The 22,697-nt window shown below is 70.1% G+C and carries 23 protein-coding genes and 1 tRNA gene; 6 read left to right on the top strand and 18 right to left on the bottom strand.

Features of this window, described 5'->3' with window-relative positions:
• Window position 1: 1 nt before the first annotated feature.
• The 3 genes from MQP27_RS47160 to sp36 form a co-directional block, all read right to left on the bottom strand.
• The gene (locus tag MQP27_RS47160) at window positions 2–877 is read right to left on the bottom strand and encodes an NUDIX hydrolase (protein WP_242777523.1); all 876 of its coding nucleotides are present in this window, start codon (window positions 875–877) and stop codon (window positions 2–4) included.
• Between the two features lie 96 nt (window positions 878–973).
• Entirely contained in the window at window positions 974–1,441 is a 468-nt protein-coding gene (locus MQP27_RS47155) for a RidA family protein (RefSeq protein WP_242777521.1), read from the bottom strand.
• The gene (gene sp36 / locus MQP27_RS47150) at window positions 1,441–1,599 is read right to left on the bottom strand and encodes a Sp36 family protein (protein WP_003967454.1); all 159 of its coding nucleotides are present in this window, start codon (window positions 1,597–1,599) and stop codon (window positions 1,441–1,443) included. Before sp36 ends, MQP27_RS47155 begins: the two co-directional genes overlap by 1 nt.
• A gap of 95 nt (window positions 1,600–1,694) precedes the next feature.
• On the opposite strand from sp36, the gene bagA reads away from it, so the two are divergent.
• A complete protein-coding gene (gene bagA, locus MQP27_RS47145) occupies window positions 1,695–2,672 on the top strand; it encodes an ATPase BagA (RefSeq protein ID WP_242777519.1) in 978 nt (325 codons plus the stop codon).
• Complete coding sequence (gene bagB / locus MQP27_RS47140; protein WP_242777517.1) at window positions 2,669–4,006, top strand: ATPase BagB; 1,338 nt, start codon at window positions 2,669–2,671, stop codon at window positions 4,004–4,006. Before bagA ends, bagB begins: the two co-directional genes overlap by 4 nt.
• 23 nt (window positions 4,007–4,029) lie before the next feature.
• Here the strand turns inward: bagB and wblA are convergent, their stop codons facing one another.
• Window positions 4,030–4,368: a transcriptional regulator WblA gene (gene wblA, locus MQP27_RS47135; RefSeq protein ID WP_242777617.1), complete on the bottom strand. Its 339-nt coding sequence runs from the start codon at window positions 4,366–4,368 to the stop codon at window positions 4,030–4,032.
• 408 nt (window positions 4,369–4,776) lie between these two features.
• On the opposite strand from wblA, the gene MQP27_RS47130 reads away from it, so the two are divergent.
• On the top strand, window positions 4,777–7,038 hold the full coding sequence (locus MQP27_RS47130) for a transglycosylase domain-containing protein (protein WP_242777515.1): 2,262 nt from the start codon (window positions 4,777–4,779) through the stop codon (window positions 7,036–7,038).
• Window positions 7,039–7,143: 105 nt separating this feature from the next.
• Here MQP27_RS47130 and MQP27_RS47125 read toward each other — a convergent pair whose 3' ends face one another.
• On the bottom strand, window positions 7,144–7,611 hold the full coding sequence (locus MQP27_RS47125) for a GatB/YqeY domain-containing protein (protein WP_242777513.1): 468 nt from the start codon (window positions 7,609–7,611) through the stop codon (window positions 7,144–7,146).
• 134 nt (window positions 7,612–7,745) lie between these two features.
• Here MQP27_RS47125 and MQP27_RS47120 point away from each other — a divergent pair, with 134 nt between their 5' ends.
• The 3 genes from MQP27_RS47120 to MQP27_RS47110 all read left to right on the top strand — a co-directional run bounded on the left by MQP27_RS47120 (window position 7,746) and on the right by MQP27_RS47110 (window position 9,735).
• Complete coding sequence (locus tag MQP27_RS47120) at window positions 7,746–8,672, top strand: metallophosphoesterase (protein WP_242777511.1); 927 nt, start codon at window positions 7,746–7,748, stop codon at window positions 8,670–8,672.
• 161 nt (window positions 8,673–8,833) lie between these two features.
• Entirely contained in the window at window positions 8,834–9,619 is a 786-nt protein-coding gene (locus MQP27_RS47115) for a Pr6Pr family membrane protein (protein ID WP_242777508.1), read from the top strand.
• 42 nt (window positions 9,620–9,661) lie between these two features.
• Window positions 9,662–9,735 (top strand) — tRNA-Pro (locus MQP27_RS47110).
• Window positions 9,736–9,853: 118 nt separating this feature from the next.
• Here the strand turns inward: MQP27_RS47110 and MQP27_RS47105 are convergent.
• From MQP27_RS47105 to MQP27_RS47045, 13 genes are all read right to left on the bottom strand, one after another.
• Window positions 9,854–11,362 carry a tyrosine-type recombinase/integrase gene (locus MQP27_RS47105; RefSeq protein ID WP_242777506.1) on the bottom strand — a complete coding sequence of 503 codons (1,509 nt, stop codon included), beginning with the start codon at window positions 11,360–11,362 and terminating at the stop codon, window positions 9,854–9,856.
• Window positions 11,363–11,420: 58 nt separating this feature from the next.
• On the bottom strand, window positions 11,421–11,759 hold the full coding sequence (locus tag MQP27_RS47100) for a helix-turn-helix domain-containing protein (protein ID WP_242777504.1): 339 nt from the start codon (window positions 11,757–11,759) through the stop codon (window positions 11,421–11,423).
• A gap of 448 nt (window positions 11,760–12,207) precedes the next feature.
• A complete protein-coding gene (locus MQP27_RS47095; protein WP_242777615.1) occupies window positions 12,208–13,689 on the bottom strand; it encodes an AICE element replication initiation protein in 1,482 nt (493 codons plus the stop codon).
• 2 nt (window positions 13,690–13,691) lie between these two features.
• Window positions 13,692–14,519, bottom strand: a complete 828-nt coding sequence (locus tag MQP27_RS47090) for a bifunctional DNA primase/polymerase (protein ID WP_242777502.1) — start codon at window positions 14,517–14,519, stop codon at window positions 13,692–13,694.
• Complete coding sequence (locus tag MQP27_RS47085) at window positions 14,516–15,208, bottom strand: class I SAM-dependent methyltransferase (protein ID WP_242777500.1); 693 nt, start codon at window positions 15,206–15,208, stop codon at window positions 14,516–14,518. The genes MQP27_RS47090 and MQP27_RS47085 overlap by 4 nt, the downstream gene beginning before the upstream one ends.
• A 91-nt stretch (window positions 15,209–15,299) precedes the next feature.
• Window positions 15,300–15,809 (bottom strand): hypothetical protein, encoded by a 510-nt coding sequence (locus MQP27_RS47080; protein WP_242777498.1) that lies wholly within the window; start codon window positions 15,807–15,809, stop codon window positions 15,300–15,302.
• A 12-nt stretch (window positions 15,810–15,821) separates the two neighbouring features.
• Window positions 15,822–16,328 (bottom strand): hypothetical protein, encoded by a 507-nt coding sequence (locus MQP27_RS47075; protein ID WP_242777496.1) that lies wholly within the window; start codon window positions 16,326–16,328, stop codon window positions 15,822–15,824.
• Between the two features lie 23 nt (window positions 16,329–16,351).
• A complete protein-coding gene (locus MQP27_RS47070) occupies window positions 16,352–16,543 on the bottom strand; it encodes a hypothetical protein (RefSeq protein ID WP_242777494.1) in 192 nt (63 codons plus the stop codon).
• A gap of 212 nt (window positions 16,544–16,755) precedes the next feature.
• Window positions 16,756–18,861 (bottom strand): FtsK/SpoIIIE domain-containing protein, encoded by a 2,106-nt coding sequence (locus tag MQP27_RS47065; protein WP_242777492.1) that lies wholly within the window; start codon window positions 18,859–18,861, stop codon window positions 16,756–16,758.
• A gap of 1 nt (window position 18,862) precedes the next feature.
• The gene (locus tag MQP27_RS47060) at window positions 18,863–20,458 is read right to left on the bottom strand and encodes a hypothetical protein (protein ID WP_242777490.1); all 1,596 of its coding nucleotides are present in this window, start codon (window positions 20,456–20,458) and stop codon (window positions 18,863–18,865) included.
• 107 nt (window positions 20,459–20,565) lie between these two features.
• The gene (locus MQP27_RS47055) at window positions 20,566–20,901 is read right to left on the bottom strand and encodes an RRQRL motif-containing zinc-binding protein (protein WP_242777487.1); all 336 of its coding nucleotides are present in this window, start codon (window positions 20,899–20,901) and stop codon (window positions 20,566–20,568) included.
• Window positions 20,898–22,004 (bottom strand): hypothetical protein, encoded by a 1,107-nt coding sequence (locus MQP27_RS47050; RefSeq protein WP_242777485.1) that lies wholly within the window; start codon window positions 22,002–22,004, stop codon window positions 20,898–20,900. The genes MQP27_RS47055 and MQP27_RS47050 overlap by 4 nt, the downstream gene beginning before the upstream one ends.
• Complete coding sequence (locus MQP27_RS47045; RefSeq protein WP_242777483.1) at window positions 22,001–22,258, bottom strand: DUF6284 family protein; 258 nt, start codon at window positions 22,256–22,258, stop codon at window positions 22,001–22,003. The genes MQP27_RS47050 and MQP27_RS47045 overlap by 4 nt, the downstream gene beginning before the upstream one ends.
• Between the last annotated feature and the right edge of the window lie 439 nt (window positions 22,259–22,697).

The raw sequence follows: 22,697 nt of genomic DNA, 5'->3' as shown, positions 1-22,697 counted from the left end.
CTCAGGCTCCACCCGTCGGGAGGTCGGTCGGGATGTGCTTGGTGAACTCGTCGTGGCCCGGCCAGGTCAGCACGATCTCGCCGTCCTCCAGGCGGGCCTTCGCCAGTACGGCGGTCATGTCGCGGCCGGGAGCCGCGGCGAGCGCGTCGGCGGCCGTGTCGTACGGGATCAGCTGGCGCAGGGTCGCGATGGTGGGCGGCATCATCAGCAGCTCGCCCTTGTCGTAGCCGTCGGCGGCCTCCGCGGGCCGGGTCCACACCGTGCGGTCGGCCTCCGTGGAGGCGTTGCGGGTGCGCTGGCCGTGCGGGAGGGCGGCGACGAAGAAGAAGGTGTCGTAGCGGCGGGACTCGAACTCGGGGGTGATCCAGCGGGTCCAGGCGCCCAGCAGGTCGGAGCGGAGCACCAGGCCGCGGCGGTCCAGGAACTCGGCGAAGGAGAACTCACGGGCGACCAGCGCCGCGCGGTTCGCCTCCCAGTCCTCGCCCGTGGTGTCGCCGACCACGGAGTCGGCGGAGGGCCCGGCGAGCAGGACGCCCGCCTCCTCGTACGTCTCGCGCACGGCCGCGCAGACGATCGCCTGGGCGGCGGCCTCGTCCACGCCGAGGCGTTCGGCCCACCACGCGCGCGTGGGGCCCGCCCAGCGGATGTGGTGCTCGTCGTCGCGCGGGTCGACGCCGCCGCCCGGATAGGCGTACGCGCCTCCGGCGAAGGCCATGGAGGCGCGTCTGCGCAGCATGTGGACGGCGGGGCCGCTGCCGGTGTCCTTCAGGAGCATGACGGTGGCCGCGCGCTTGGGGACGACCGGGGTGAGCGTGCCCTCGGCGAGCGCACGGATGCGTTCCGGCCAGTCCTGCGGAAACCACTGCCCATTCGCCATGGGCGGAGGCTATCCCGTGGTGCGCGAATGTTCGAGAGGTCCCCGAGGTCAGAGCGTCGGCCAGGGGTCGGCGGCCAGGGCCTTTCGCGACAGGCCCTACGCCTCAGTGAGCTCGACCTGGATCTCGACCTCGACCGGCGCGTCCAGCGGCAGCACCGCGACGCCCACCGCGCTGCGCGCGTGCACGCCCTTGTCGCCGAGGACCTCGCCGAGCAGTTCGCTCGCGCCGTTGACCACGCCGGGCTGGCCGGTGAAGTCGGAGGCCGAGGCGACGAAGCCGACGACCTTCACCACGCGCGCGATGCGGTCCAGGTCGCCGGTGACCGACTTGACCGCGGCCAGGGCGTTCAGGGCGCAGGTTCGGGCCAGTTCCTTGGCCTCCTCCGGCGTGACCTCCGCGCCGACCTTGCCGGTGACGGGCAGCTTGCCCTCGACCATGGGGAGCTGGCCGGCCGTGTACACGTAGACGCCCGACTGCACGGCCGGCTGGTAGGCGGCCAGCGGCGGGACGACCTCCGGCAGCGTCAGGCCCAGCTCGGCGAGGCGCGCGTCGACGGCGCCCATCACGCCTTCTCCCGCTTCAGGTAGGCCACCAGCTGCTCCGGGTTGTTCGGCCCGGGCACGACCTGGACGAGCTCCCAGCCGTCCTCGCCCCAGGTGTCCAGAATCTGCTTCGTGGCATGGACGAGCAGAGGCACGGTTGCGTATTCCCACTTGGTCATGTGGCCGACTTTAGCCGCTGCCCGGCGGCCGTCCGCTGTCGAGTTGTCCACAGGCCTTCGCGTGATCCGCACAGGGACTGGTTAGGCTCGAAGACGTGAGCAGGCTCCAGGTCGTCAGCGGCAAGGGCGGGACCGGAAAGACCACGGTCGCCGCCGCCCTCGCGTTGGCCCTCGCGACGGAGGGGAAGCGGACGCTTCTCGTCGAGGTCGAGGGCCGGCAGGGCATCGCGCAGCTCTTCGAGACGGAAGCGCTGCCCTACGAGGAGCGGAAGATCGCCGTCGCTCCAGGGGGCGGGGAGGTGTACGCCCTCGCCATCGACCCCGAACTGGCCCTTCTGGACTACCTCCAGATGTTCTACAAGCTCGGGGGCGCGGGCAGAGCCCTGAAGAAGCTCGGCGCAATCGACTTCGCCACCACCATCGCGCCCGGCCTCAGGGACGTACTCCTGACCGGCAAGGCGTGCGAGGCGGTGCGCAGGAAGGACAGGGCCGGGCGGTTCGCGTACGACTACGTGATCATGGACGCGCCCCCGACGGGCCGCATCACCCGCTTCCTGAACGTGAACGACGAGGTGGCGGGCCTCGCGAAGATAGGGCCGATACACAATCAGGCGCAGGCCGTGATGCGGGTGCTGAAGTCCAAGGAGACGGCCGTGCACCTGGTCACGCTCCTGGAGGAGATGCCGGTCCAGGAGACCGCGGACGGCATCGCCGAACTGCGCGCGGCGAAGCTCCCGGTGGGCCGGATCGTGGTGAACATGGTGCGCCCCGAGGTGTTGGACGCGGCGGATCTGGAACTCGTACGGAGCGTGCCGCGTTCTTCTGTCGCGAGGGCACTGTCGACGGCGGGGCTGGGCGGGGCGCGGCGGGGAGGGAACGCCGAGAAGCTGGTGGACCCCCTGCTGACCCAGGCCGCCGAGTACGCCGAGCGGTACGCACTGGAGCACGAACAGCGCGCGGTCCTCGCCGAGCAGGGCCTGCCGTTGCACGAACTGCCGCTGCTCGCCGAGGGAATGGACCTGGCGGGGCTGTACGAGCTGGCCACGGAGCTGCGGAAGCAGGGGATGTCATGAGTCCGGACCCGGCCACCACCCAGCACGGCATCTCCGCCACGCGCGTGCTCGACGTCGACCCGCTGATCGACGATCCGCAGACCCGGATCGTGGTGTGCTGCGGCTCCGGCGGGGTCGGCAAGACCACCACGGCCGCTGCCCTGGGCCTGCGCGCCGCGGAGCGCGGCCGGAAGGTCGTCGTGCTGACCATCGACCCGGCCCGCCGCCTGGCCCAGTCCATGGGCATCGACTCGCTCGACAACACCCCGCGCCGCGTGAAGGGCGTGGACGGCGACGGCGAACTGCACGCGATGATGCTCGACATGAAGCGCACCTTCGACGAGATCGTCGAGGCGCACGCGGACCGCGAGCGGGCGGCCGCGATCCTGTCGAACCCGTTCTACCAGTCGCTCTCGGCGGGCTTCGCGGGCACGCAGGAGTACATGGCGATGGAGAAGCTGGGCCAGCTGCGGGCCCGGGACGAGTGGGACCTGATCGTCGTGGACACCCCGCCGTCCCGCTCGGCGCTGGACTTCCTGGACGCGCCCAAGCGGCTGGGCTCGTTCCTGGACGGCCGGCTGATCCGGCTGCTGACCGCGCCGGCCAAGCTCGGCGGCCGGGCGGGGATGAAGTTCCTGAACGTCGGGATGTCGATGATGACCGGCACCCTCGGCAAGCTGCTGGGCGGCCAACTCCTCAAGGACGTCCAGACGTTCGTGGCCGCGATGGACACGACCTTCGGCGGTTTCCGCACGCGCGCGGACGCCACGTACAAGCTGCTGCAGGCGCCCGGGACGGCGTTCCTCGTGGTCGCGGCGCCGGAGCGGGACGCGCTGCGCGAGGCCGCGTACTTCGTGGAGCGGCTGGCGGCCGAGGACATGCCGCTGGCCGGACTGGTGCTCAACCGCGTCCACGGCAGCGGCGCCGACCGGCTGTCCGCCGAGCGTGCGCTCGCCGCCGCGGAAAATCTTGTGGAGCCCCGCATTGTCGATCAGGACGGCGGGAAAGCTGGACTTCGTAACTCTCCCGACACGTACGGCAGTTCAGAATCTCCCGCATCCGAGCCCGCCGCGGCGCCCGCGGCCGACGGGTCTCCCGTCTCCGAGCCCCACTCCCCCGGGGCGGATCGGGACGTCGACCGGCTCACCGCGGGCCTGCTGAGGCTGCACGCCGAGCGTATGCAGCTGCTCTCCCGCGAGCAGCGCACGCGCGACCGTTTCACGGCACTCCACCCCGAGGTGGCGGTGGCCGAAGTGGCCGCGCTGCCCGGCGATGTGCACGACCTGGCGGGCCTCAGGGACATCGGCGACCGGCTCGCGGCCAACCGGCCGGAGCTGCCCGAGGCGCGTGTCTGAGGGACCCTGCCCAGAGGGTGCCCTCAGCTCACCGCCGCGTAGTTCTCGTACACCTGGTCGTCGTCGAGCGGCAGGATGCCCACACCGCGTTCGTACTCCACACGAGCCGTCTCGAGGAGCCGGCGCCAGGAGGTCACGGTGGGCCGCCTGCGCAGCAGTGCGCGGCGCTCCCGCTCCGTCATGCCTCCCCACACGCCGAACTCGACGCGGTTGTCGAGCGCATCGGCCAGGCATTCGGTGCGTACCGGACATCCGGTGCACACCGCCTTGGCCCTGTTCTGCGCTGCTCCCTGAACGAACAGTTCATCCGGATCGGTAGTGCGGCAGGCGGCCTGCGCACTCCAGTCGGTTACCCAGCCCATACCGGCGCCGTCCTCTCCCGAATCGAGGCTCCCCCACGGCGGCAGCGGCATATTCACCGCCGCCAGTTGAGGACGTTACGGAAGGCGGGCACAGCGCAACACCCCCTTCGGGCCCAATCTTGAATGGCCCGAACGGACTATGCGTAAGCGGCAGATCACCCGGGGGAGTGAGCTGGTGACATGCGTGACCTTCCCGGCAAACCGGGACAGTTCCATGGAGTCACAACGGACACCGCCCGACACACAAGGCGGATTCGGACACACTCCCAACAAAAAAGTTGGGGAACCTCCGGAACGATTCGGGGTCGCCGGACGTATTGATACGTGGCCCTACTGCTGTGACAGTTGAGAGCAGCTTAGGCCAAGGCATATACGCGTGTCCGGCGAATGAGAACGTAGGCTGCCCTCATGCCAAAGAAGCGCTCGGGCGGTGGTCTGTCGCCAACGCAGCAGGCCGCCAAGTTCCTCGGTGTCAGTGTGCTCGCCGGTGCCGTGATGGCCGGCATCGCGCTGCCCGCCTTCGGCGCGCTCGGACTCGCGGCCAAGGGGTCGGTGGAGAGCTTCGACGAGCTCCCGGCCAACCTCAAGACCCCGCCGCTGAGTCAGCGCACCACGATCCTCGACGCCGACGGCGGCCAGATCGCCACGGTGTACTCGCGCGACCGCACGGTGGTCCCCCTCAAGGACATCTCGCCGTACATGCAGAAGGCGATCGTCGCGATCGAGGACTCGCGCTTCTACCAGCACGGCGCGATCGACCTGAAGGGCGTCCTGCGCGCCCTCAACAAGAACGCGCAGAGCGGCGGGGTCGCCCAGGGCGCCTCCACGCTCACCCAGCAGCTCGTGAAGAACGTGGCCATCGAGGAGGCCGGCGACGACCCGACGAAGGTCGCGCAGGCCACGCAGCAGACGATCGGCCGCAAGATCAAGGAGCTGAAGTACGCGATCCAGCTCGAGGAAGAGCTCGGCAAGAAGAAGATCCTCGAGAACTACCTGAACATCACGTTCTTCGGCGAGCAGGCGTACGGCGTCGAGGCCGCCGCCCAGCGCTACTTCTCCAAGCACGCCAAGGACCTCAACGTCCAGCAGGCGGCGCTGCTCGCGGGCATCGTCCAGTCGCCCACCCGGTACGACCCGGTCAACGACGCAACGGAGGCCACCAAGCGCCGTAACGTCGTGCTTCAGCGCATGGCCGACATGGGCGACATCTCGCAGACCGAGGCCGACACGGCCAAGAAGACCCCGCTGGGTCTGGACCCGAGCCAGCCGAAGAACGGCTGCATCACCGCGGTCAAGGGCGCCGGCTTCTTCTGCGACTACGTGCGCGAGGTCTTCCTCACCGACCCGGTCTTCGGCAAGACCAAGGAAGCCCGGGCGAAGATCTGGAACCAGGGCGGTCTGACGATCCGTACGACCCTCGACCCGCAGGCGCAGGAGTCGGTCCAGGCGTCCATCAAGGAGCACGTCTACAAGAGCGACCCGGTCGCCACCGCCGCCACCATCGTCGAGCCCGGCACCGGCAAGATCCTGGCGATGGGCCAGTCGCGGCCGTACGGCTTCGGCAAGCACGAGACGCAGATCAACCTGTCGGTCAACTCGTCGATGGGCGGCGGCGCCGGCTACCAGCCCGGTTCGACGTTCAAGCCGATCGTGGCCGCGGCCGCCATAGAGGGCGGCACGCCGGCGACGCAGACGTACTCCTCGCCGTACGAGATGGACTACCCGGCGCCGGTCTCCGCCTGTGACGGCAGGACCTGGGACGAGAAGGGCGTCAAGCTCACCAACGAGAGCGAGTCGGAGCACGGCCCGTACTCGATGAAGGAAGCGACCGCCAAGTCGGTCAACACGTACTACGTGCAGCTGATCAGCGACATCGGCATCTGCCCGGTGACGACGATGGCGCAGAAGATGGGCGTCGAGCGGGCCGACGGCAAGAAGCTCCAGCAGGCGCCCTCCATCGCGCTCGGCACCCAGGAGATGTCCCCGCTGACGATGGCGAACGCGTACGCGACCTTCGCCTCGCGCGGCATGTACTGCACGCCGATCGCCATCGAGTCGATCACCCAGACCGTCGGCACCCAGAAGAAGTCCTTCGAGGTGCCGAAGTCGACCTGCTCGCGCGCGATGTCGGAGAAGACCGCCGACACGGTGACGACGCTGCTGAAGGGCGTGGTCGAGGACGGTACGGGTACGGAGGCCGGCCTGAGCGACCGTCCGAGCGCCGGTAAGACCGGTACGACGGACAACCGTTACGCGGCCTGGTTCGTGGGCTTCACGCCGAACATGGCGGGCGCGGTCTGGGTCGGCGACCCGGCCCACGAGCGCCAGATGAAGAACATCACCATCGGCGGCGTCTGGAACGAGAAGGTCTACGGCGGCCAGGTCCCCGGCCCGATCTGGCGCGACATGATGACCGGCGCGCTCGACGGCAAGCCGGTGGAGAGCTTCAACCTCGTCAACATCCCCGACGGCAACAAGGGCAAGGGGAACGGCAACGACGACGGGAACAACGGCGACAACGGCGGCACCACCGACCAGGGCCAGACCGACGGCGGCACCGACACGGGTGGCACCGACGGCGGCACCTTCCCGACGCCCTCGTTCTCCATCCCGGAAAACCTGTTCCAGGGCAACAGCAACGGGAACGGGAACGGTGGGGGGCGCGGTTGACGCGGTTGACGCCGTGAGCTGAACAGGCCGACGGCCCCCTTCTCCTCGTAGAGACTGCTCTTGTACGAGGGGAAGGGGGCCGTCGGTTTGCTCAGCCCGGGTCGGTCAGCCGGCGAGGTGCTTCTTGACCGCCGCGGCCACCCGGCCGCCCTCGGCCAGGCCGGCGACCTTCGGGTTCACGATCTTCATGACGGCGCCCATGGCGCGCGGGCCCTCGGCGCCCGCCGCCTTCGCCTCCTCGACGGCCTGGGCGACGATCCGCTCCAGCTCCTCGTCGCCGAGCTGCTTGGGCAGGTACTCGGCGAGGACCTCGCCCTCCGCCTTCTCCCGCTCGGCGCTCTCGGCGCGACCACCCTGCGCGAAGGCGTCGGCCGCCTCGCGGCGCTTCTTCGCCTCCTTGGTGATCACCTTGAGCACCTCGTCGTCGGAGAGCTCACGCTTCTGCTTGCCGGCGACCTCCTCCTTGGTGATCGCGGCAAGCGTCAGCCGGAGCGTGGAGGAGCGCAGCTCGTCGCGCCCCCTGATCGCCGTGTTGAGGTCTTCCTGCAGCTTCTGCTTGAGCGTGGTGGTCATGGGTTTGATTGTCGCAGGTACGACGGGACCGACGCCCGCGCATTTAAAGGGCCGTGTGGGCTTGGGTACTGGGCTCGGATGCTGGGCTCGGATGCTGGACTCGGCGGGTCCTGCGGGTCTGACACGATGGACGTATGCGCGCTCGATACGGAGTACCTCTGGGGATCGCGGCGGCCGGTGCCGCCGGTGTGGTGTACGCGGCGGGTTTCGAGACCCGTTCCTTCCGCCTCCGACGGGTCACGGTGCCCGTCCTGCCCAGAGGGATGCGCCCCGTGCGCCTCCTTCAGGTCTCCGACATCCACATGGTCGGCGGTCAGCGCAAGAAGCAGCGCTGGCTGCGCTCGCTGGCGGGCCTGCGCCCCGACTTCGTGATCAACACAGGCGACAACCTGTCCGACCCGGAGGGCGTGCCGGAGGTCCTGGACGCGCTGGGGCCGCTGATGGAGTTCCCGGGTGCGTACGTCTTCGGTTCGAACGACTACTACGGCCCCAAGCCCCGTAACCCCGCCCGCTATCTGCTGGAGAAGGTGCAGGGCCGGCACGGTCTGAACGGCAACCCGCCGGTCGTCGGCGTGGTCCACAACCCGTGGGAGGACCTGCGGGACGGCTTCGACGCGGCCGGCTGGCTGAACCTCACGAACACGCGGGGCACGCTGAAGATCGACGGGATGTCGCTGGAGCTGACGGGACTGGACGACCCGCACATCAAGCGGGACCGGTACGCGCAGGTGGCGGGCGGCCCCTCGGCCGGCGCGGACTTCTCGATGGGCGTGGTGCACGCGCCGTACCTGCGTGTCCTGGACGCGTTCACGGCGGACTCGTACCCCCTGATCCTGGCCGGCCACACCCACGGCGGCCAGATCTGCATCCCCTTCTACGGCGCCCTGGTCACCAACTGCGACCTGGACACGGACCGGGTGAAGGGGCTGTCCCGTCATCACGCGGAGGGTCGTACGTCGTATCTGCACGTGTCGGCGGGGTGCGGGGCGAATCGGTATACGCCGGTGCGGTTTGCCTGTCCGCCGGAGGTTACGTTGATGACGTTGGTGGAGCGGCAGTAGGTGGGGGCGGCGCCGGGGGCGTGTTTGGGGACGGAACCGGCGGCGTGTTTGGGGACGGAACCGGGGGTGTGTTTGAGGGCGGCACCGGGCCTGGCGCGGTGACGTAACCCGCACGGACCGCTCGCGTCGCCAGCTATGTCCGGATTGCCTAGCTTGAGGGCATGACCGCCCCGATACCCAGGGACATCCCGGACCTCCCCGCGGTCCCGGGCGTGCCTGCGCTGCTGCCCTCTCCCGTTCCCGCCACGGCGGTGGTGGCCCCGGTGCGGCGACGCCTCGCCGCCGCGTACCGCCTCCTGGTCGCCCTGGCGGCGGCCGCGGCCGTGACGATCGAGCTGCTGCTGGGCAGCCCGATCCGCGTCCTGAGCTACTTCACGATCCAGAGCAGCGTGCTGCTGGCGCTGGTCTTCACGCTCTCGGCCCGCCGCGCGTGGACGGCACGCCGTCCCCTTCCGTCGGCGCTGACAGGAGCGACCCTCCTGTACGCGTTGATCACGGGCGCGGTGTACCACCTGCTCCTGGCGAACGCGTCGAGGCCCTTCCCGATGCCGGGCGAGACGGCTCCGCCGACCGGCTGGCACTGGATCACGAACCAGGTCCTGCACACGGCGGTCCCGGCCGCGGCGGTACTGGACTGGCTGCTCCTGACGCACCCCGGCCGCCTGCACCTGCGCCAAGCGGCGACCTGGCTCCTCTACCCCCTGGCCTACCTGGCGTTCTCCTTCACTCGGGGCGAGCTGATCCTCCCCGGCACGCCGGGCCGCTATCTCTACCCCTTCCTGGACGTGGACCTGCACGGCTACAAGAGCGTCCTCGGCAACGCCCTCCTCCTCGGCCTCGCCTTCTACGCCCTGGCCGTCCTCCTCGTGGCCCTCGACCACGCCCGCCCGAACCCCGTACGCCACCGCGCCAAAACCGGATTTCGTCTACAGCCACCGGTGGGCTAAAGTAAACGACGTCGCCGCGACCAGCAGGACCAGCAGCGACATCGGGGTGTAGCGCAGCTTGGCAGCGCGCTTCGTTCGGGACGAAGAGGTCGTGGGTTCAAATCCCGCCACCCCGACAGTGAAACACCAGTTCAGGGCCGGTGCTGAGAGATCAGCACCGGCCCTGAACTGTTCTCCAGAGGCTCTCTGGAGAAATCCTGGAGAAGATCTTGGAAATCGTCTCCAGACCAGTGCCTACCCGCGAGCCCTCAGGAGCGCATCCAGAACACCCACCGGCGAGCCGGGGCTCATCGCCCGGCGCGCGTCCAACGCCTCCTCCCACATTCCGGTGAGCGCGGTCATCAGCGCCTGCCGCATGCCAGCCGTGATGTGGTCATAGCGGGCCTGCACCGATCCGTCCTCGTGCCCCATGCGTTCGTCCATCAGCTTCGGCGGGGTCCCCACCTCTCTCATCAGGGTCTTGTGCGTATGGCGCAGTCCGTGCGGCGTCAGGCCAGGAGCGATCGGCACCCAGCACGCCTCAGCCCGCTTGGAGGCCCCTCGCCCACGTGCGGGAATCCCGGGCCACGGCTCAGCGACGACCGGCACAGGGTGCTCTTCCTGATTGCCACGTCCGGGATACCGTCCCGTGGCGGCAGGTCGAAAGAGCCAGGTGGCGAACCCCGAGCGTCGCCAGTGTGCGGCCAGTTCCCCCGCTCCCGCGTTACGGACGTATCCGAGATCGGTGATGGCCTCCAGCACCTTCAGACGAGTCGGCTCCGCCACAGCGCCAGGGCGGTTGAGGACGTTGGACACCGTGCCTGTCGAGACGCCGGCGCGGCGAGCGACGTCGACCAGCTTTGCTCCCGGACGGCTCACAGAGCCATTGGCAGCGCCATGACCACGGAAGACGTAGGCCAGTCCGTGGCACTCACAAGGCTTCGGTTTCGTCCGGGCGATGTGGCTCGCAAGCAGTGCGGCGAGGAAATCTGGAGCATCAATGTCCCGGTACGAGTCATCCTTGGGCGGGCAACGGTGCAGTTCGCCGGTGTCCAGCTCGTAGAGCTGCCACTCAACGCGAATGCTCTTCGGCCGGACGAACTCAGTCTCAAGGCCAACGATCTCGCCCCAGCGCATGCCTGTGTAGCCCTTGAGAATGCCGCAGACGAACTCGTCGTCCCGACCGGACAGCAGCGCCATCCGCTCGGCAAGCAGCAGAATGCCGAGCGCTGTGGTGACCGCCTTCTCCGGGCCACGGTTGCGGGAGCGACCGGCGCGCTTCCCTCGCCCGCGCCTCTTGGTTGCCGGGTTGGACTCGCGCAGCCCCTCGTCAACGGCGTCGGCAAGGATCAGGTGCAGGGTCGCCCGCCATGTCTTGACGCTGGTAGCCGCGTAGGGAACGGCGCGTTCCCGCTTCTCCCAAGCGGCAATGTCGGTGCTCAAGATGTCGGCAATGGCGAAATCCTCGAACGCAGGGAGCAAATGCTCCTCGATGTGCCGCCGGTAGTTCTGCATGGTGGACGCCGCCAAGTCCTGCGCGGCGTACCAGCGGTTCACGTAGGCGCCAAAAGTGATCCGCTCAGAAGGCGCCTTCTTCGTTCCGGCCAACAGCTTCGCTTCTTCAGCGTCTGCCGCCTTCTTTGCCGCTGCCTTGGTCCGGAATCGGATGGCGTCACCATCAGCATCGCGCACAGTGGCGTACTTGCCGGGCGCGAGTTTGTACCGGCCGCGCCAGTAGCTGCCGAGGTTCTCGGCGTAACCCAACTTGCTCTCCCTATCGGCGGGGTTGCCGCCCGGCTGGAGGGCCGGGCGGCACACGGAATCAGGCTGCGCTGGACTGCGATTGGCCGTGTCGCGCCCTGCGCGGGGTCCTTGCCTTCAGCGAGGTGACGGACACCGCTGCGGTGGCCGCCCGGCGGCGCGGCCCTTGTGAGACTGGTACGGCAGCACTGCTGCTTCCGGTGGGGCGGCTCTCGAAGATGAGCGTTATCTCTGCAACGTGCTCAGCCGTGAACCTGTAGCTGCCTCCGGGCTTGGTGAAGGGAATGCGTCCCCTGCGGGCCTGTTCCTTCACCCACCACTCGGAGCAACGGAGAGCTTGAGCAACATCCGCAGCGGAGTAGAGCTGAGGCAAGTCAGTGATCTTCTGACGCACTTTCATGTCTCCTCTTGGGCTCGCTTCGAAGGTTCCGACGCTTGGACCTGTCCGAGGTTCGGATTTCTGCGTCACCGCGTCACCTGCGTCATTCAGGCCGCTGACCTGCGATTATCGGTGACGGAGCCTGGTGGGGCTGCGTCACCGCCGCGTCACCTGCGTCACCGGGGGGTGACGCAGGTGACGCACGATGACGCAGACGGTTGGGCTCTGCGTCACCGCCTTCTCTGCTGTTCAGGGGCCGTTTTCCGGCGTGGGTGACGCAGGTGACGCAGCGTTCCCCTACTTAGGAAAAAGAGGGGGTGGTGTCTGTAGTTGTGCGCGACTCAGAGAGCGAAGAAGGAGCCGCTGCGCGGCACGTCCTTCGGGCGGTGCTACGCACCGAACAACAAGAGGAGCACCCCCGGCCGTGTCGGAACGGGTGCTCTTCTTGCTGTGTGCCGTGACCCCCGGTTCAGAACGCGGGCTCCTGTTGCGGCTCGGGTGCCGGCGTCGGTGCGGGTTCGGTCAGCTCGATGTAGCGGGCCGTTTTGGTGCGTCCCCAGTCGACGACCAGGCCGCGGGCGGCGAGGGTGGGCTGAAGACGCTTGAGCCGGTCGGAGAGGACCTTGCCGGTGGTCGGCCACCCCTTGGGCAGCGGGCGGCAGTCCTCGCCGCTGTAGAGCCGGGTGAGCAGGTGCAGCCACTCCGCGGACGACATCCGCTCCTGCGCCCCCGGTTCCATGCCGGCCGCATACTGCAGGACGGTCTGCGCGAGCAGGTCACCCTCAATGACGTCGTCGTTGAGGTCGTCCAGCCCAGCCCGGTAGGCCGCCAGCGCGCCGAAGCCCATCGCCTCGTCGAGCTGCGCGCACAGGTGAGCGAAGTCCGCCATCCGCAGATCCGTTGGCGTCTCCGCGGTGGCGGCGCGGACCTTGACGGTCAAATCCAGCAGGGAGCCGAGCATCACGGGCAGGGCTTCCGCGTACTCTGCCCACAGCTCCGCTTCGGTGCGCCGCACCTTCGGGCGTTCCAGGCGCAGCGGCAGGAGGCGTTCGGCGAGGTCGGGGCGGATCACACCGACGTCGATGCCGGTCAGCAGCAGGGGGCGGCGGTAGCGGGCGCGAAAGACGTCTCCGTCGGTGAACAGGGCCCGCTTCACGGACTCGGCTCCGGTGACGATGCAGCACATGGCGTCGGACAGGTCCGGGGTCATGTGGGAGAGGTTGTCCAGCGCGGTGACCCATCCCGCGGCGACAGCCGCGATCAGGTTGTCCTCGTCCTTCGGGGCCCGGCGCAGGTCGCTGCTCATGCCCTCGATGAGCCGGATCAGCATTCGCCCGGCGGTGGATTTGCCCGCGCCCTGGGGTCCGGTGAGGAAGGGGGCGGGGACGGGCACGGAGGGTTCCAGGCAGCCGACCAACCAGGCCATGGCCAGGCACTCCGTCTCGGCGTTCACGAAGTTGCACAGCCGGAACAGGGCGTCGATGCCTTTGCCGTTGGTGTCTTTGGCGGGCAGCGGGAGTTCGCCGGTGAGCTGGGTGCGCCGCCAGCACACCTCTGCCGGGTCGGGGACGGCGATGTCCCAGCCGGTGGGGTGGATGCGCACGGACTGGCCGTCGTTGCGGCCCAGGTCCAGCCAGGTGGCCCCGTCCAGGCCGGGGGCGACGCGGATGTGGACGGGCTGGACCTGTTCGGTGAGGGCGAGTGCTTCGATCAAGTCGAGTGCCTCCTTCATCGCGGTGCCGTTGAACGTGCCGAGTCCGTCCTTGAACAGGCCGACCATGAGTTCTTGGCGGTGGCTGCCGGTGGTGCCCTGGGAGCGGATCGGGCGGGCCACGGGGTGGCCCTTGCGCTGTGCGTAGACGGTGCCGTCGGCGGTGCGGAAGTAGCGGAAGCGCTCTTGGGCGTAGTCCGCGATGACCTTCCGGGCCGGGTTCTTGTCGTCGTCTTCCATGCTCAAAGCCCCAACGTGGTGCGTGCGTTGGTCCACGCATCGGCGCAGTGCCGGGTGGTCTCGCCCTTGGTCTGAGCGGCGGTGAACAGGCGGGCGATGTGATCCTCGGTGAGGCAGCCGCACCGGCCGTGCGTGGAGAGCACGGCCAGGAACGTCCGGTAGACGGTGGCATGGATGGCGCTGCGGGCTGCGGTGATGCGCTGCTCCGCCATGGCGATCCCGCGCTCCAGGAACGCGGGCGTCCGATGCCGGCACTCCCCGCCCCCGACCGGCGCGGGAACCCTGACGGGTACGGGGGCTGTGGGCTTGGCTGCGGTGAGCGTGCGCACGACGTCGGGCAGCGCGCCCAGGGTGCCGGTGCCCGGCCCGAGCCAGCGGGCGTAGGACATCGTGGACTTGATGTCCACGCCGGGCCGCACGCCGTTGGCCGACGGCATCGTCCCGCGGTAGAGCCAGTGCTCACCGCGGGTCGTGGGCACAGTCCGAGTGGCGGGCAGGGTCTCGCGGGCCCACGCGAGGGCGTCGGCGTTGTCGCAGTCCACGACGGTCAGCCCCGCCCCGCCGGGGTGGTAGGCGATGGCCGCGGCGCTCTGCCAAGCGCTCGCCCATGCCGGCGAGGTGATGACGCTGGTGTCGGTGGTGGCGGCGGCCCATCCGTGGCAGGGGGCGGGGCAGGTGCAGGGGCCGGGGGTCTTCATGTTCGGCCGGCCCCCGCACGCGGTGTACAGGCACGCGGGGCAGTTGGCGAAGGGCACCTTGCCCTTACGCAGCGGCAGAACGGGCAGCCCCTCCGCCGCGAGCTGCAGGGCGGTGCGCAGGTGATTGTTCACGCTGCCACCCCCAGGACGGGAGCGAGCAGGGTCAGCACGGCGATGCCGATGTACCGGGAGTAGGCGGGCGGGATGCACTCGCGGATGCCGTCGCGGTTCATCCACGGCACTCCGAGCACATCACGGGCGGCCTGGACGCCGGAGAAGTTGCCGACGAACTGCCCGTACCAGCCGGGCGGAACGGGCCGGCCCATCTTGGCCTGCGGCACCGTGTGGGCCGGGTGTTCGGGCTGCGGGAGGGTGAAGCCGCCTCCGGTCTCGAAGAACCGGTGCCGGTAGGTGGCCACGCCGAACATCGGCCCGCACAGCATCACGGGATCGCTCAGCTTGGGCACCGCACCGCCGACGTTCTCCAGCACCCACGGCCGGCCGTTGCTCTCCAGCGCGGTACGGGTCGGGGCGATCAGGTCCGGATGGTCGTTGCCGTGGAGGCGCTGGCAGTCGGTGTCGTGCTGGCAGGGCGGTGAGGCGTGGATGAAGTCGAACGCGCCTCCGTGTTCGAGGACGAACGCGATCGCGTCCGCCTGTACGAACCGGTAGGGGTAGCGGGGCTGGGGGTCCTTGTCGACGCCGGTCACGTCGAACCCGGCGTCGGCGTAGCCCCTGGCTGCGCCGCCCTGCTTGCAGTACAGGTCCAGTAGGCGCGGGCGATGGCCGCGCACTCGCCGGATGATGGCCGGTTGCGTCATGCTGGGTTGTCTCCAGTTCCTTTGATGGATGCTGGCTGGCAAGGGCGGCCCCGCGGCTTTGGCGAGACGATGGGGGCCGCCCTTGGCGTAGCTAGTACTGGTCGCGGGCGTCGCAGGAGTCGCAGTCGCAGTCGTCGTCGTGCAGGCAGTCGCAGCCGCACGGGTGCAGCAGACCGACGCAAGCGCACTGGCACATGCCCTCCCCGCACGGCTGCTCTTCCTCGTCGTCGAGGCCGTGGCCACGGGCGCCGATCGGGCTCAGCGCGATGTGGGCCTGGTCGAGGGCGTCCAACAGCGCTTCCGCGGCGCGCACGGCGTCGCCGGTGGCGCCCCGCAGGCACGCGATACGCGCTTGCAGGTCCTCCGGGCCCTGGTCGCTGTACAGGTCGCCGGTCTCGTGCTGCCGGTCGATGAACGCCTGCACCTGGTGCAGGGCTTGAGGAAGGCGCATGGCGAGCGTGGAGAGGCTGCCAACGGTGCTATAGGCGTCGCCCGGGAAGGCCAGGCCACTGGCGTCGGGGAGGGTGGCGTAGTTGAGGGAGCGGATGGTCTCTGCGGCCTGGTCGGCCAGGGCCGCGGCGTTCGTGGTCTCGGTGGTCACGGCAGGCTCCTGTCAGTTGTGCAGGTGGGTGTGGGAGCGGGCGAACGCGCCCCGGGTGTGGGTGGTGACGTGAGTGTGCTTGGTGACCGGCCCGGTGTAGACGGCGTGGGAGACGGAGCGCCTGGCGCGGGAGAGGGCGGCGCCGATGGACAGGGCCGCGAACGCGATGCCAGAGAGGAGGACGCCCATGCAGATGACGCCGGTCACGGACATGGAGGCGAATCCCTTCAGCACGAGCCAGATGCCGCAGCCGATTCCGGTGGTGCCGGCGCCGATGCCGAGGGAGGCGACCGCGGTTCCTGCGGCCCAGGCGGGCACGATCCGGCGGTCGTCCTGCCAGACCGGCGGCGCGTCCCCGACGGTCGGGGGCTCGGTGTCGTCGCGGTAGGACGTGAGGATCAGCGCCGGGGGCGGGGTGGGCCGGTAGACGTCGTCGATGATGCGGCGGGCTTCGGCGTTGGCCGCCTCGTCGCTCATGCGCGGCCACCAGTCGGTGGTGGCGTTCTCGGTCTCGCTCACGGCAGTGCCTTTCTTCCGGTGGGTCAGGCGATGGTGGATACGGCGTTGATGAGGGCCTGTATGGCGGCGCGGATGGCGGTGGAGGCTCCGGTGTCGGCGGTGAAGAACCCGAACAGGAACACCGCGAGCGCGGCGCCCGGGCCGACGTAGCGGGAGCGGATGAGGACGAACGTGAGGAGCCCGAAGAGGGCGACGGCGGACAGGGTGACGATCACGAGCGGCTCCCTCGGGAACGGCCGGCGGGCAGCACCCGAACCCGGATGCTGCCCGCCGATGGCTTGTCGTCTGACTTGTCGTGCGGCTTGTCGCTTGTCTTGTCGCCTTGCTTGTCTTGTCGCTTGTCGCCTCGCAGGTCACAAGCCGTTTTCGACCCCCAAGACACCCTGGGAAGGAGTGTGCGTGCGGGACGGGTGACAAGCGACAAGCACTAGTCGCCCGAGGGCGGCTCGGGGGCGTGGTCGCGGTGGACGTAGCGGGCTTTGGTGCCTTCCCCGACCCGCACCGCGGTGCCCTCGTCGGCCCACGTCTTGAGCCAGCCCACGACCGTCTGCCGCGTCGTGCCGTACTGGTCCGCCAGCGCGCGAGCGATCGCGGACGCGCCCGTCCCTTCCGGGCCCGCGGCGAGGAGCGCGGCGAGCGCGGCCCGCTGCGCAGGACTGTCCTGCTCCTGCTCCCGGCGCAGCGCCGACAGGTTCAACCCCGTCGCGGGCGACGGCGCGTCCGGATCGGGAGCGGTGGCGAACTGGGCGTCGATCTCCTCGCGGAACCGGCGCAACAGGTCGTCGTCTCCATCCGGCTTCCCGGCGCGGTGGGCGGACAGGTTCAGCCCGCCGCTGGCACCGGGCGCCAATTGCTCGGTGCCGGTCGCTTCCGGTGTGACGTCGCGCATCCACGCGGTCCGGTCCGCGTCCCACCGCCGCGCGTAGTCGGCGCCCGCGGCATTCGCGGACACCGCGTCCAGACGCGGGTGCCGGTCGCTGGTGGCGACGGTGATGTCCCGGATCTGGGAGGGCTTGATCCGCCACGCCTTGAACAGCGCGCCCGGCGACTCGGGGGTGCCCATGAAGCCAGCACCCTTGAACGGCGCCTGATCCACCCGCAGCCCGCGCCGGCCGGGGAACATCTTGGAGAGGTCCATGCCCTCGGTCTCACCACCCGTCAGGGCGACACGGACCTTGGCCTCACGGCGGATGAGAAGGTTGCCCAGCACGCTGCCGGTCGCCCCGAGCGCGGTGATGATCGTGCGACCGCCCATCGAGCGGTGCATGCGGATGAACTCATAGATGCGCTTGGCGAGTTCCTTCATCCGCCGGTCGGTGCTGACCAGGATCTCCGCGCCCTCGTCGATGACCAGCATGATCTGGGGAATCTTCGCGCTGACCGGCAGGAGGTCGGTGTCGTACTTGGCCATCAGCTCCTGATACGCGCGCTTGCGGTGCAGACCGACCGCGATCGCCGCGTCCAGCAGCCTCAAGGCTTCCTCGTAGGTTCCGGCGAGCCAGTCCACGCCGGGCCGCACCGGACTCCCGTCCGCCTGCTTGAGTTCGCCACTGAGGGCGGGGCGCACCCAGGGCAGGCCGGCCGATCCGGCGTTCAGGTCGATCACCCAGGTCAGGACGTCCTCGGCGCGGGCGAGTCCGGCCAGGATCGTGTGCAGCATGTTCGTCTTGCCCGATCCGGTCGGCCCGACGACCAGCGCGCACTGCTCGCGCAGGTAGGCGAGGACGTCGTCACCGTTGGTGCGGAAGCCCCAGGGGATGCCGGTCAGGATCGACAGCGGTGTGTAGTCCTCGGGGTAGGTGCGGGCTTCGGCGAGGACGTTGCGGGTGGTGACGTCCACGATGGCGCGGCCCTGGTGGACGCCGGGGCCGACCGCGGCGGTGCAGCCGTGCGGGAGCTTCGCGTCCGCCGACAGGGCCGCGGCGTACTGGGCAATGCGGTCGTAGGTGGTGCCGCCCTGCGGTTCGAGGTCGAGGGAGTAGCCGTTGCCGGTCTCCCACATCTCCACGGCCAGCACGCGCACGGTGATGTTGCAGATCCGGCGGATTCGCTCCACCCACTCCGCAGCGATCTGGCGTCGCTCCGCACTCATCTCCTGCGCGATCTGGCGCCGCTCCGCGGCCAGGGCCTCTTCCTCGCGGGCCTCTTCGTACAGGGCGACGGAGCGGGCCCCGGCTCCCATCCCGACGCCGATCGTGGCCAGGGAGCCGAGGGCGGCCCACGAGAGGGGGCCGGTGGTCATGGCCCAGGTGGTCCATCCGGCGCCGACCAGCCAGGACGCGGCCTTGAAGGCGAGGGTGCGGCCCGCGTTGCGGACCTTGAGCCCGGCGACGGTGTGACCGAGGGCGCCAGCCCCGCCCACGGCCAGCGCCCACAGGGGCGGCATGCCGGTCGCGGCGCCGGTGGTGGCGATGGCCAGGGCTCCGGTGGTCGCGGACAGGGCGCCGGTCACGGGTCCGTGACCGGCACTCCAGTCCAGCACCGGGCCACTGTCCGCCTGCTTCCTCTTGTGCGCGGCAGTGGTGGCACTCATGTCAGACGTTCCAGCCCTTCTCGGCCTCGGGGCCGTTGCGGGGGTCCTCGTGACGGGCGATGTCCTGCTCGTGGGCCTGCCGGAACAGCGGCCCCATGTCCTCCGCGACCGCGACGGCGCTCATCAGGGCGCCGAAGATGTCGTTAAAGCCGTCCGCGACCTCCTTCTCCAGCGGGAACTCACTGTCGGCCCGCTCGGCGAGGGTCTTCATCACGTTCGCCACGCTGGTCAGCGCGGCCGGGAGCCCTTCGACCATGGCGAGGATCTCCATGGCGTCCTCGGGGTCGTAGGACTGTGCCGCCTGCTCCATCTCGGCGGCGTGCTCTTCGAACTGGAACCCGGACACGTGCTCTCCCTCACTGGTCGACGTGCGGTCGGTGTTGTTCGGGATGGGCCCGGCCGGGCGCTCCACCCAGTCCCCGAGCCCATCCGTGGCGTCCTGGGCGGCCTCCTGCTCTGCCGCGTCCTCCGCGGCGGCCTGCTCCTCACGGATCGCCGTATCGCGCTCGGCGCGCTGCTTACGGGCCGCACCGGCCAGCTGCCGGTACAGGCGCCGGCCGGGATGGACCAGCCAGGGCAGACCCAACTTCCGGCCCAACGGGCTGGACAGGAACCCGAGGAGACCGACCGGGAGCGCGAGCAGTGCGGCCAGGGCGCGGCGCCCGTGGAAGCGCGCTGCAGAGCGGCGCAGGGCCTTCCTCGCGGCCTGCCGCGCGGGCGCCTTGCGCACGCTGGACCGCCCGCCTGCCACCTTCCGCGCGGTGGCCGCGTCCCGGCGCGCACGCTGCTTGGCGATGGCCGCCTGTTTCACCGCACGCGCCTTACGGCCCGCACCCCCAAGCATCCGACCCGCCAGACCACCCGACCGCGACCGCGCCTTGTGGGTCTTGGGGATGTTGCGGCGAGCGTCGGCCACCGCGCGCCGGGCCGCAGCAGTCTGCTCCCGCCTCTGCGCGCGGGACGCCCCGGCCTGCTTCTGCGCCTTCCGCAGCGCCTTGACCTGCCCCACCTTGGACAGCGCACCCGCCGCACCGCCACGACCGCGGCTCTTGAGCCCGGCGCTCTTGTTCAGGGAGACCGGAGCACTGTGCTTGGCCGCCCCGGACCGCCCTTGACCTGCCACGCCACGCCCCAGACCGGAGCCCGGTCCGCGCCGCTTCTGACCGGGGACCTTGCCCGCCCCGCCAGCCGTGCGACCGCCACCCGAACCGGTCTTGCGACCGGCGGTGTTGAGGCCGCCGGAGCGGTGCCGGGCGGCGTGCTGGCGGGCCGCGGTCCGCGCGGCGGCCCGACGTGCGGCCTGCTTCGGGCGGGGGCTGCGGCTGCGGTAGGAGGCGAGGGTGCCGAAGACGACCATGCCGGTCGCGGCGACCACCGCGGCGACCGGCCCGCCGACCAGCCCTGCCCCCGCGATCGTGGAGACGGTGGCGTTGGCCCCGGACAGGGCCAGCGGCGCCACCGGCCAACCACCCGGAGCGTCCTCTACCTGGCTGTTCTTCTGCTCATCCGCCGTGGCCACAACCTGTGCGGGGGCCGGGGCGGGCGGGGTGTCGGTGGTGGCGGGGGCCACTACCGCTTCTGTACTGATGTCGGTCATGCTGAGTGCACTCCTTCTGGAGTGAGAAGCAGGACCCGAACGAGCTGGTGAGAAGGTGCGTTCGGGTCCTGCGCCGGTATGGGGATGCGCTGTTCAGTCAGGGGATTTCAGGCGGCGCACTGTTCGTTGGGGGCGGCGCAGGAGCCGCACATGCCGAGCGAGGGCGGGATGACGTAGCCGACGTCGCGCCGGCACTCGGGGCAGACGCGGCGGGCGGCGTTCGCTTTGGCCAGGGCCGCCCACCTGGCCGGGGTCATCGGACGCACCGGCTTGGCCTGGTCGATGCGGTACAGGTAGGCGACCAGCGGGCCGCGCCGACGCCTCGGGCGTTCGAGCTGAGCGGCGACGTCCTGCCCGCCGGGCCGCAGACCCAGGGCGCGCAATTGCCGGTAGGTCGCGTAGCCCTCCGGGGCCAGGCGCCAGCGGTAGACGGGCAGGGTCACGACGTGCTCTCGGCGGCCATGAGCGTGGTCCACGCTTCACGCACCCGGTCCTCGGCGCCCTTGAAGCCCTGCCCGCGGAACTCCGTCGCGGCCTGCCGATACGACAGCGGCGGGTTCTGCGAGTGCCGCAGGAACCGCAACACCACGACCAGCTGAGCATCCGAGAGCGTGGCCCCCGGCTCAGGGACCGTCACACCCGCGACCATCGCCACGTCCGCGAGCGTCACGACCGGGAGGCGAACCTCCTCATCCCGTGACGGCTCGGTGTCCTCGGCGGGCGGTTCGACGTCCGGCGTCACGGTGGCGTCACGACCGTCGTCACACTCACTGTCCGGGCAGGGAGACTGGGCGTTGACCTGCGTGTCTTCCGCGTCCCGGGCGGTGTCCGAGGGGGGCAGGGCCGGTGCGATCGCGGGGGCGGATTCCAGGGGCGTGACGGTCGGCGTCACGGGCGTGCCGAACATGGCGGCCAGGGCGGCATCCGCGCCCTCGGTGACGCGCTCGCGCTGCACGTCCACCAGCCGTGCCCCGAGCGTGACGTCACCTACGCCGACCTTCTCCGCGAGCTTCCACGACTCCCGCTCCGACTGGGCCTGCACCTTGGCGTCCGGGTGGTTGGCGGCACGGGCCCGGTGATAGGCGAGAGCCTGAACAAGCTCAGCCGTCTTGCGCTCGGCTTCCGGATCGCGGCCGTCGCGGTGGACGACGATGCGACGGGCGAGGAACGCGGCGCCCTCGGCGGAGACGGACATGCCCATCGGGGTCAGGGCGTAGATGACCACGCGGCCCGCATCCGGGGCCGCCATCGCCGACATCGCCGACGCTGCCGCCGGCAGGGCCCACAGCCCGGCACGCACCGGCCACGGGGACGCCTGGCCCAGCATCGTCAGACCGAGCAGGACCAGCGCGAGGACCGCGGTGGCGCCCTCACCGGCCGCGACCGCACCGGCCGCGGTGCCCTTGCCGTACATGTGGCTGATGTTGGAGAACGTGCCGATCGCACCGAACCCTCCGGTCGCGACCATCGGCACGAACGCCGCCGTCAGCACGAGCGCCTGGCCGCGGGTCAGCTTGCGCGGCGACGTCGTAACGGTGCCGGTCATGCGGCGTCCCCCGTCCCGAGCCGGTTGGCGACCGTGCGGCGGGCGGCCAGGACCTTGTTCGCTGCCCGGCGCAGACGACGCTGATCCAGCTCCGACGCCGGCCGGTCCAACAGGCTGATCTGGACGTCCAGCAGGTCCATCTCCGCATCGATCAGCGGACGCTCCAACTCGATGGCGTGCAGGTCCCGCCAGGACGGTTCCGCGTCCGGCAGGCCATCGGTAACGGGCTCCTGAACAGCAACGATGAGCTTCATGGGTCGTGTCTCCCTAGCAGTAGGCAACGGCCCGAACAGCGGCCCCGGTGTTCGAGCACCGGGGCCGCACGCCGTTGAAGTCGGTAGATCCGGCTCCCCTCAGCGCTGCTCGTACGAGACGAGCAGCGGAGGCAACCGGCCGCAGTCGATGAGCTGCGGAGAGGTCGGGATGCGCTGTACTCGCGCACGGGACAGACCCGTACGCGCCCGCCCGCTTGCAGAGGTGGGGCGGGACTCCCTCAGGACCCATCGACCACCCGTGTGCAGGTAGCTGGGTCCGCACGCTGTTGAGTTCTCAAGACACCCCGTCCAGGGGGCGCCACAGTCGCTCCTCGGCGAGCGCGGTAACCCCAGGTCAGGGCTCCCGTTCTCACGGGACTCGCCAAGCGCTTTCGTGCAGGTCAAACAGGCCGTCAAGCGATCCACCCGTTGCGGGACG

This window comes from Streptomyces cylindrosporus, assembly GCF_022698165.1.
Lineage (GTDB): Bacteria > Actinomycetota > Actinomycetes > Streptomycetales > Streptomycetaceae > Streptomyces > Streptomyces cylindrosporus.
The sequence above is the reverse complement of the archived record's forward strand: the minus strand, read 5'-3'. Positions and strand labels throughout refer to the sequence as shown.

Bases quoted from the DNA above. Each gene is read 5' to 3' on its own strand.
- MQP27_RS47160 (WP_242777523.1), bottom strand. From the start codon at position 877: ATGGCGAATGGGCAGTGGTTTCCGCAGGACTGGCCGGAACGCATCCGT.
- MQP27_RS47155 (WP_242777521.1), bottom strand. From the start codon at position 1,441: ATGGGCGCCGTCGACGCGCGCCTCGCCGAGCTGGGCCTGACGCTGCCG.
- sp36 (WP_003967454.1), bottom strand. From the start codon at position 1,599: ATGACCAAGTGGGAATACGCAACCGTGCCTCTGCTCGTCCATGCCACG.
- bagB (WP_242777517.1), top strand. From the start codon at position 2,669: ATGAGTCCGGACCCGGCCACCACCCAGCACGGCATCTCCGCCACGCGC.
- wblA (WP_242777617.1), bottom strand. From the start codon at position 4,368: ATGGGCTGGGTAACCGACTGGAGTGCGCAGGCCGCCTGCCGCACTACC.
- MQP27_RS47130 (WP_242777515.1), top strand. From the start codon at position 4,777: ATGCCAAAGAAGCGCTCGGGCGGTGGTCTGTCGCCAACGCAGCAGGCC.
- MQP27_RS47125 (WP_242777513.1), bottom strand. From the start codon at position 7,611: ATGACCACCACGCTCAAGCAGAAGCTGCAGGAAGACCTCAACACGGCG.
- MQP27_RS47120 (WP_242777511.1), top strand. From the start codon at position 7,746: ATGCGCGCTCGATACGGAGTACCTCTGGGGATCGCGGCGGCCGGTGCC.
- MQP27_RS47115 (WP_242777508.1), top strand. From the start codon at position 8,834: ATGACCGCCCCGATACCCAGGGACATCCCGGACCTCCCCGCGGTCCCG.
- MQP27_RS47100 (WP_242777504.1), bottom strand. From the start codon at position 11,759: ATGAAAGTGCGTCAGAAGATCACTGACTTGCCTCAGCTCTACTCCGCT.
- MQP27_RS47095 (WP_242777615.1), bottom strand. From the start codon at position 13,689: ATGGAAGACGACGACAAGAACCCGGCCCGGAAGGTCATCGCGGACTAC.
- MQP27_RS47085 (WP_242777500.1), bottom strand. From the start codon at position 15,208: ATGACGCAACCGGCCATCATCCGGCGAGTGCGCGGCCATCGCCCGCGC.
- MQP27_RS47065 (WP_242777492.1), bottom strand. From the start codon at position 18,861: ATGAGTGCCACCACTGCCGCGCACAAGAGGAAGCAGGCGGACAGTGGC.
- MQP27_RS47060 (WP_242777490.1), bottom strand. From the start codon at position 20,458: ATGACCGACATCAGTACAGAAGCGGTAGTGGCCCCCGCCACCACCGAC.
- MQP27_RS47050 (WP_242777485.1), bottom strand. From the start codon at position 22,004: ATGACCGGCACCGTTACGACGTCGCCGCGCAAGCTGACCCGCGGCCAG.
- MQP27_RS47045 (WP_242777483.1), bottom strand. From the start codon at position 22,258: ATGAAGCTCATCGTTGCTGTTCAGGAGCCCGTTACCGATGGCCTGCCG.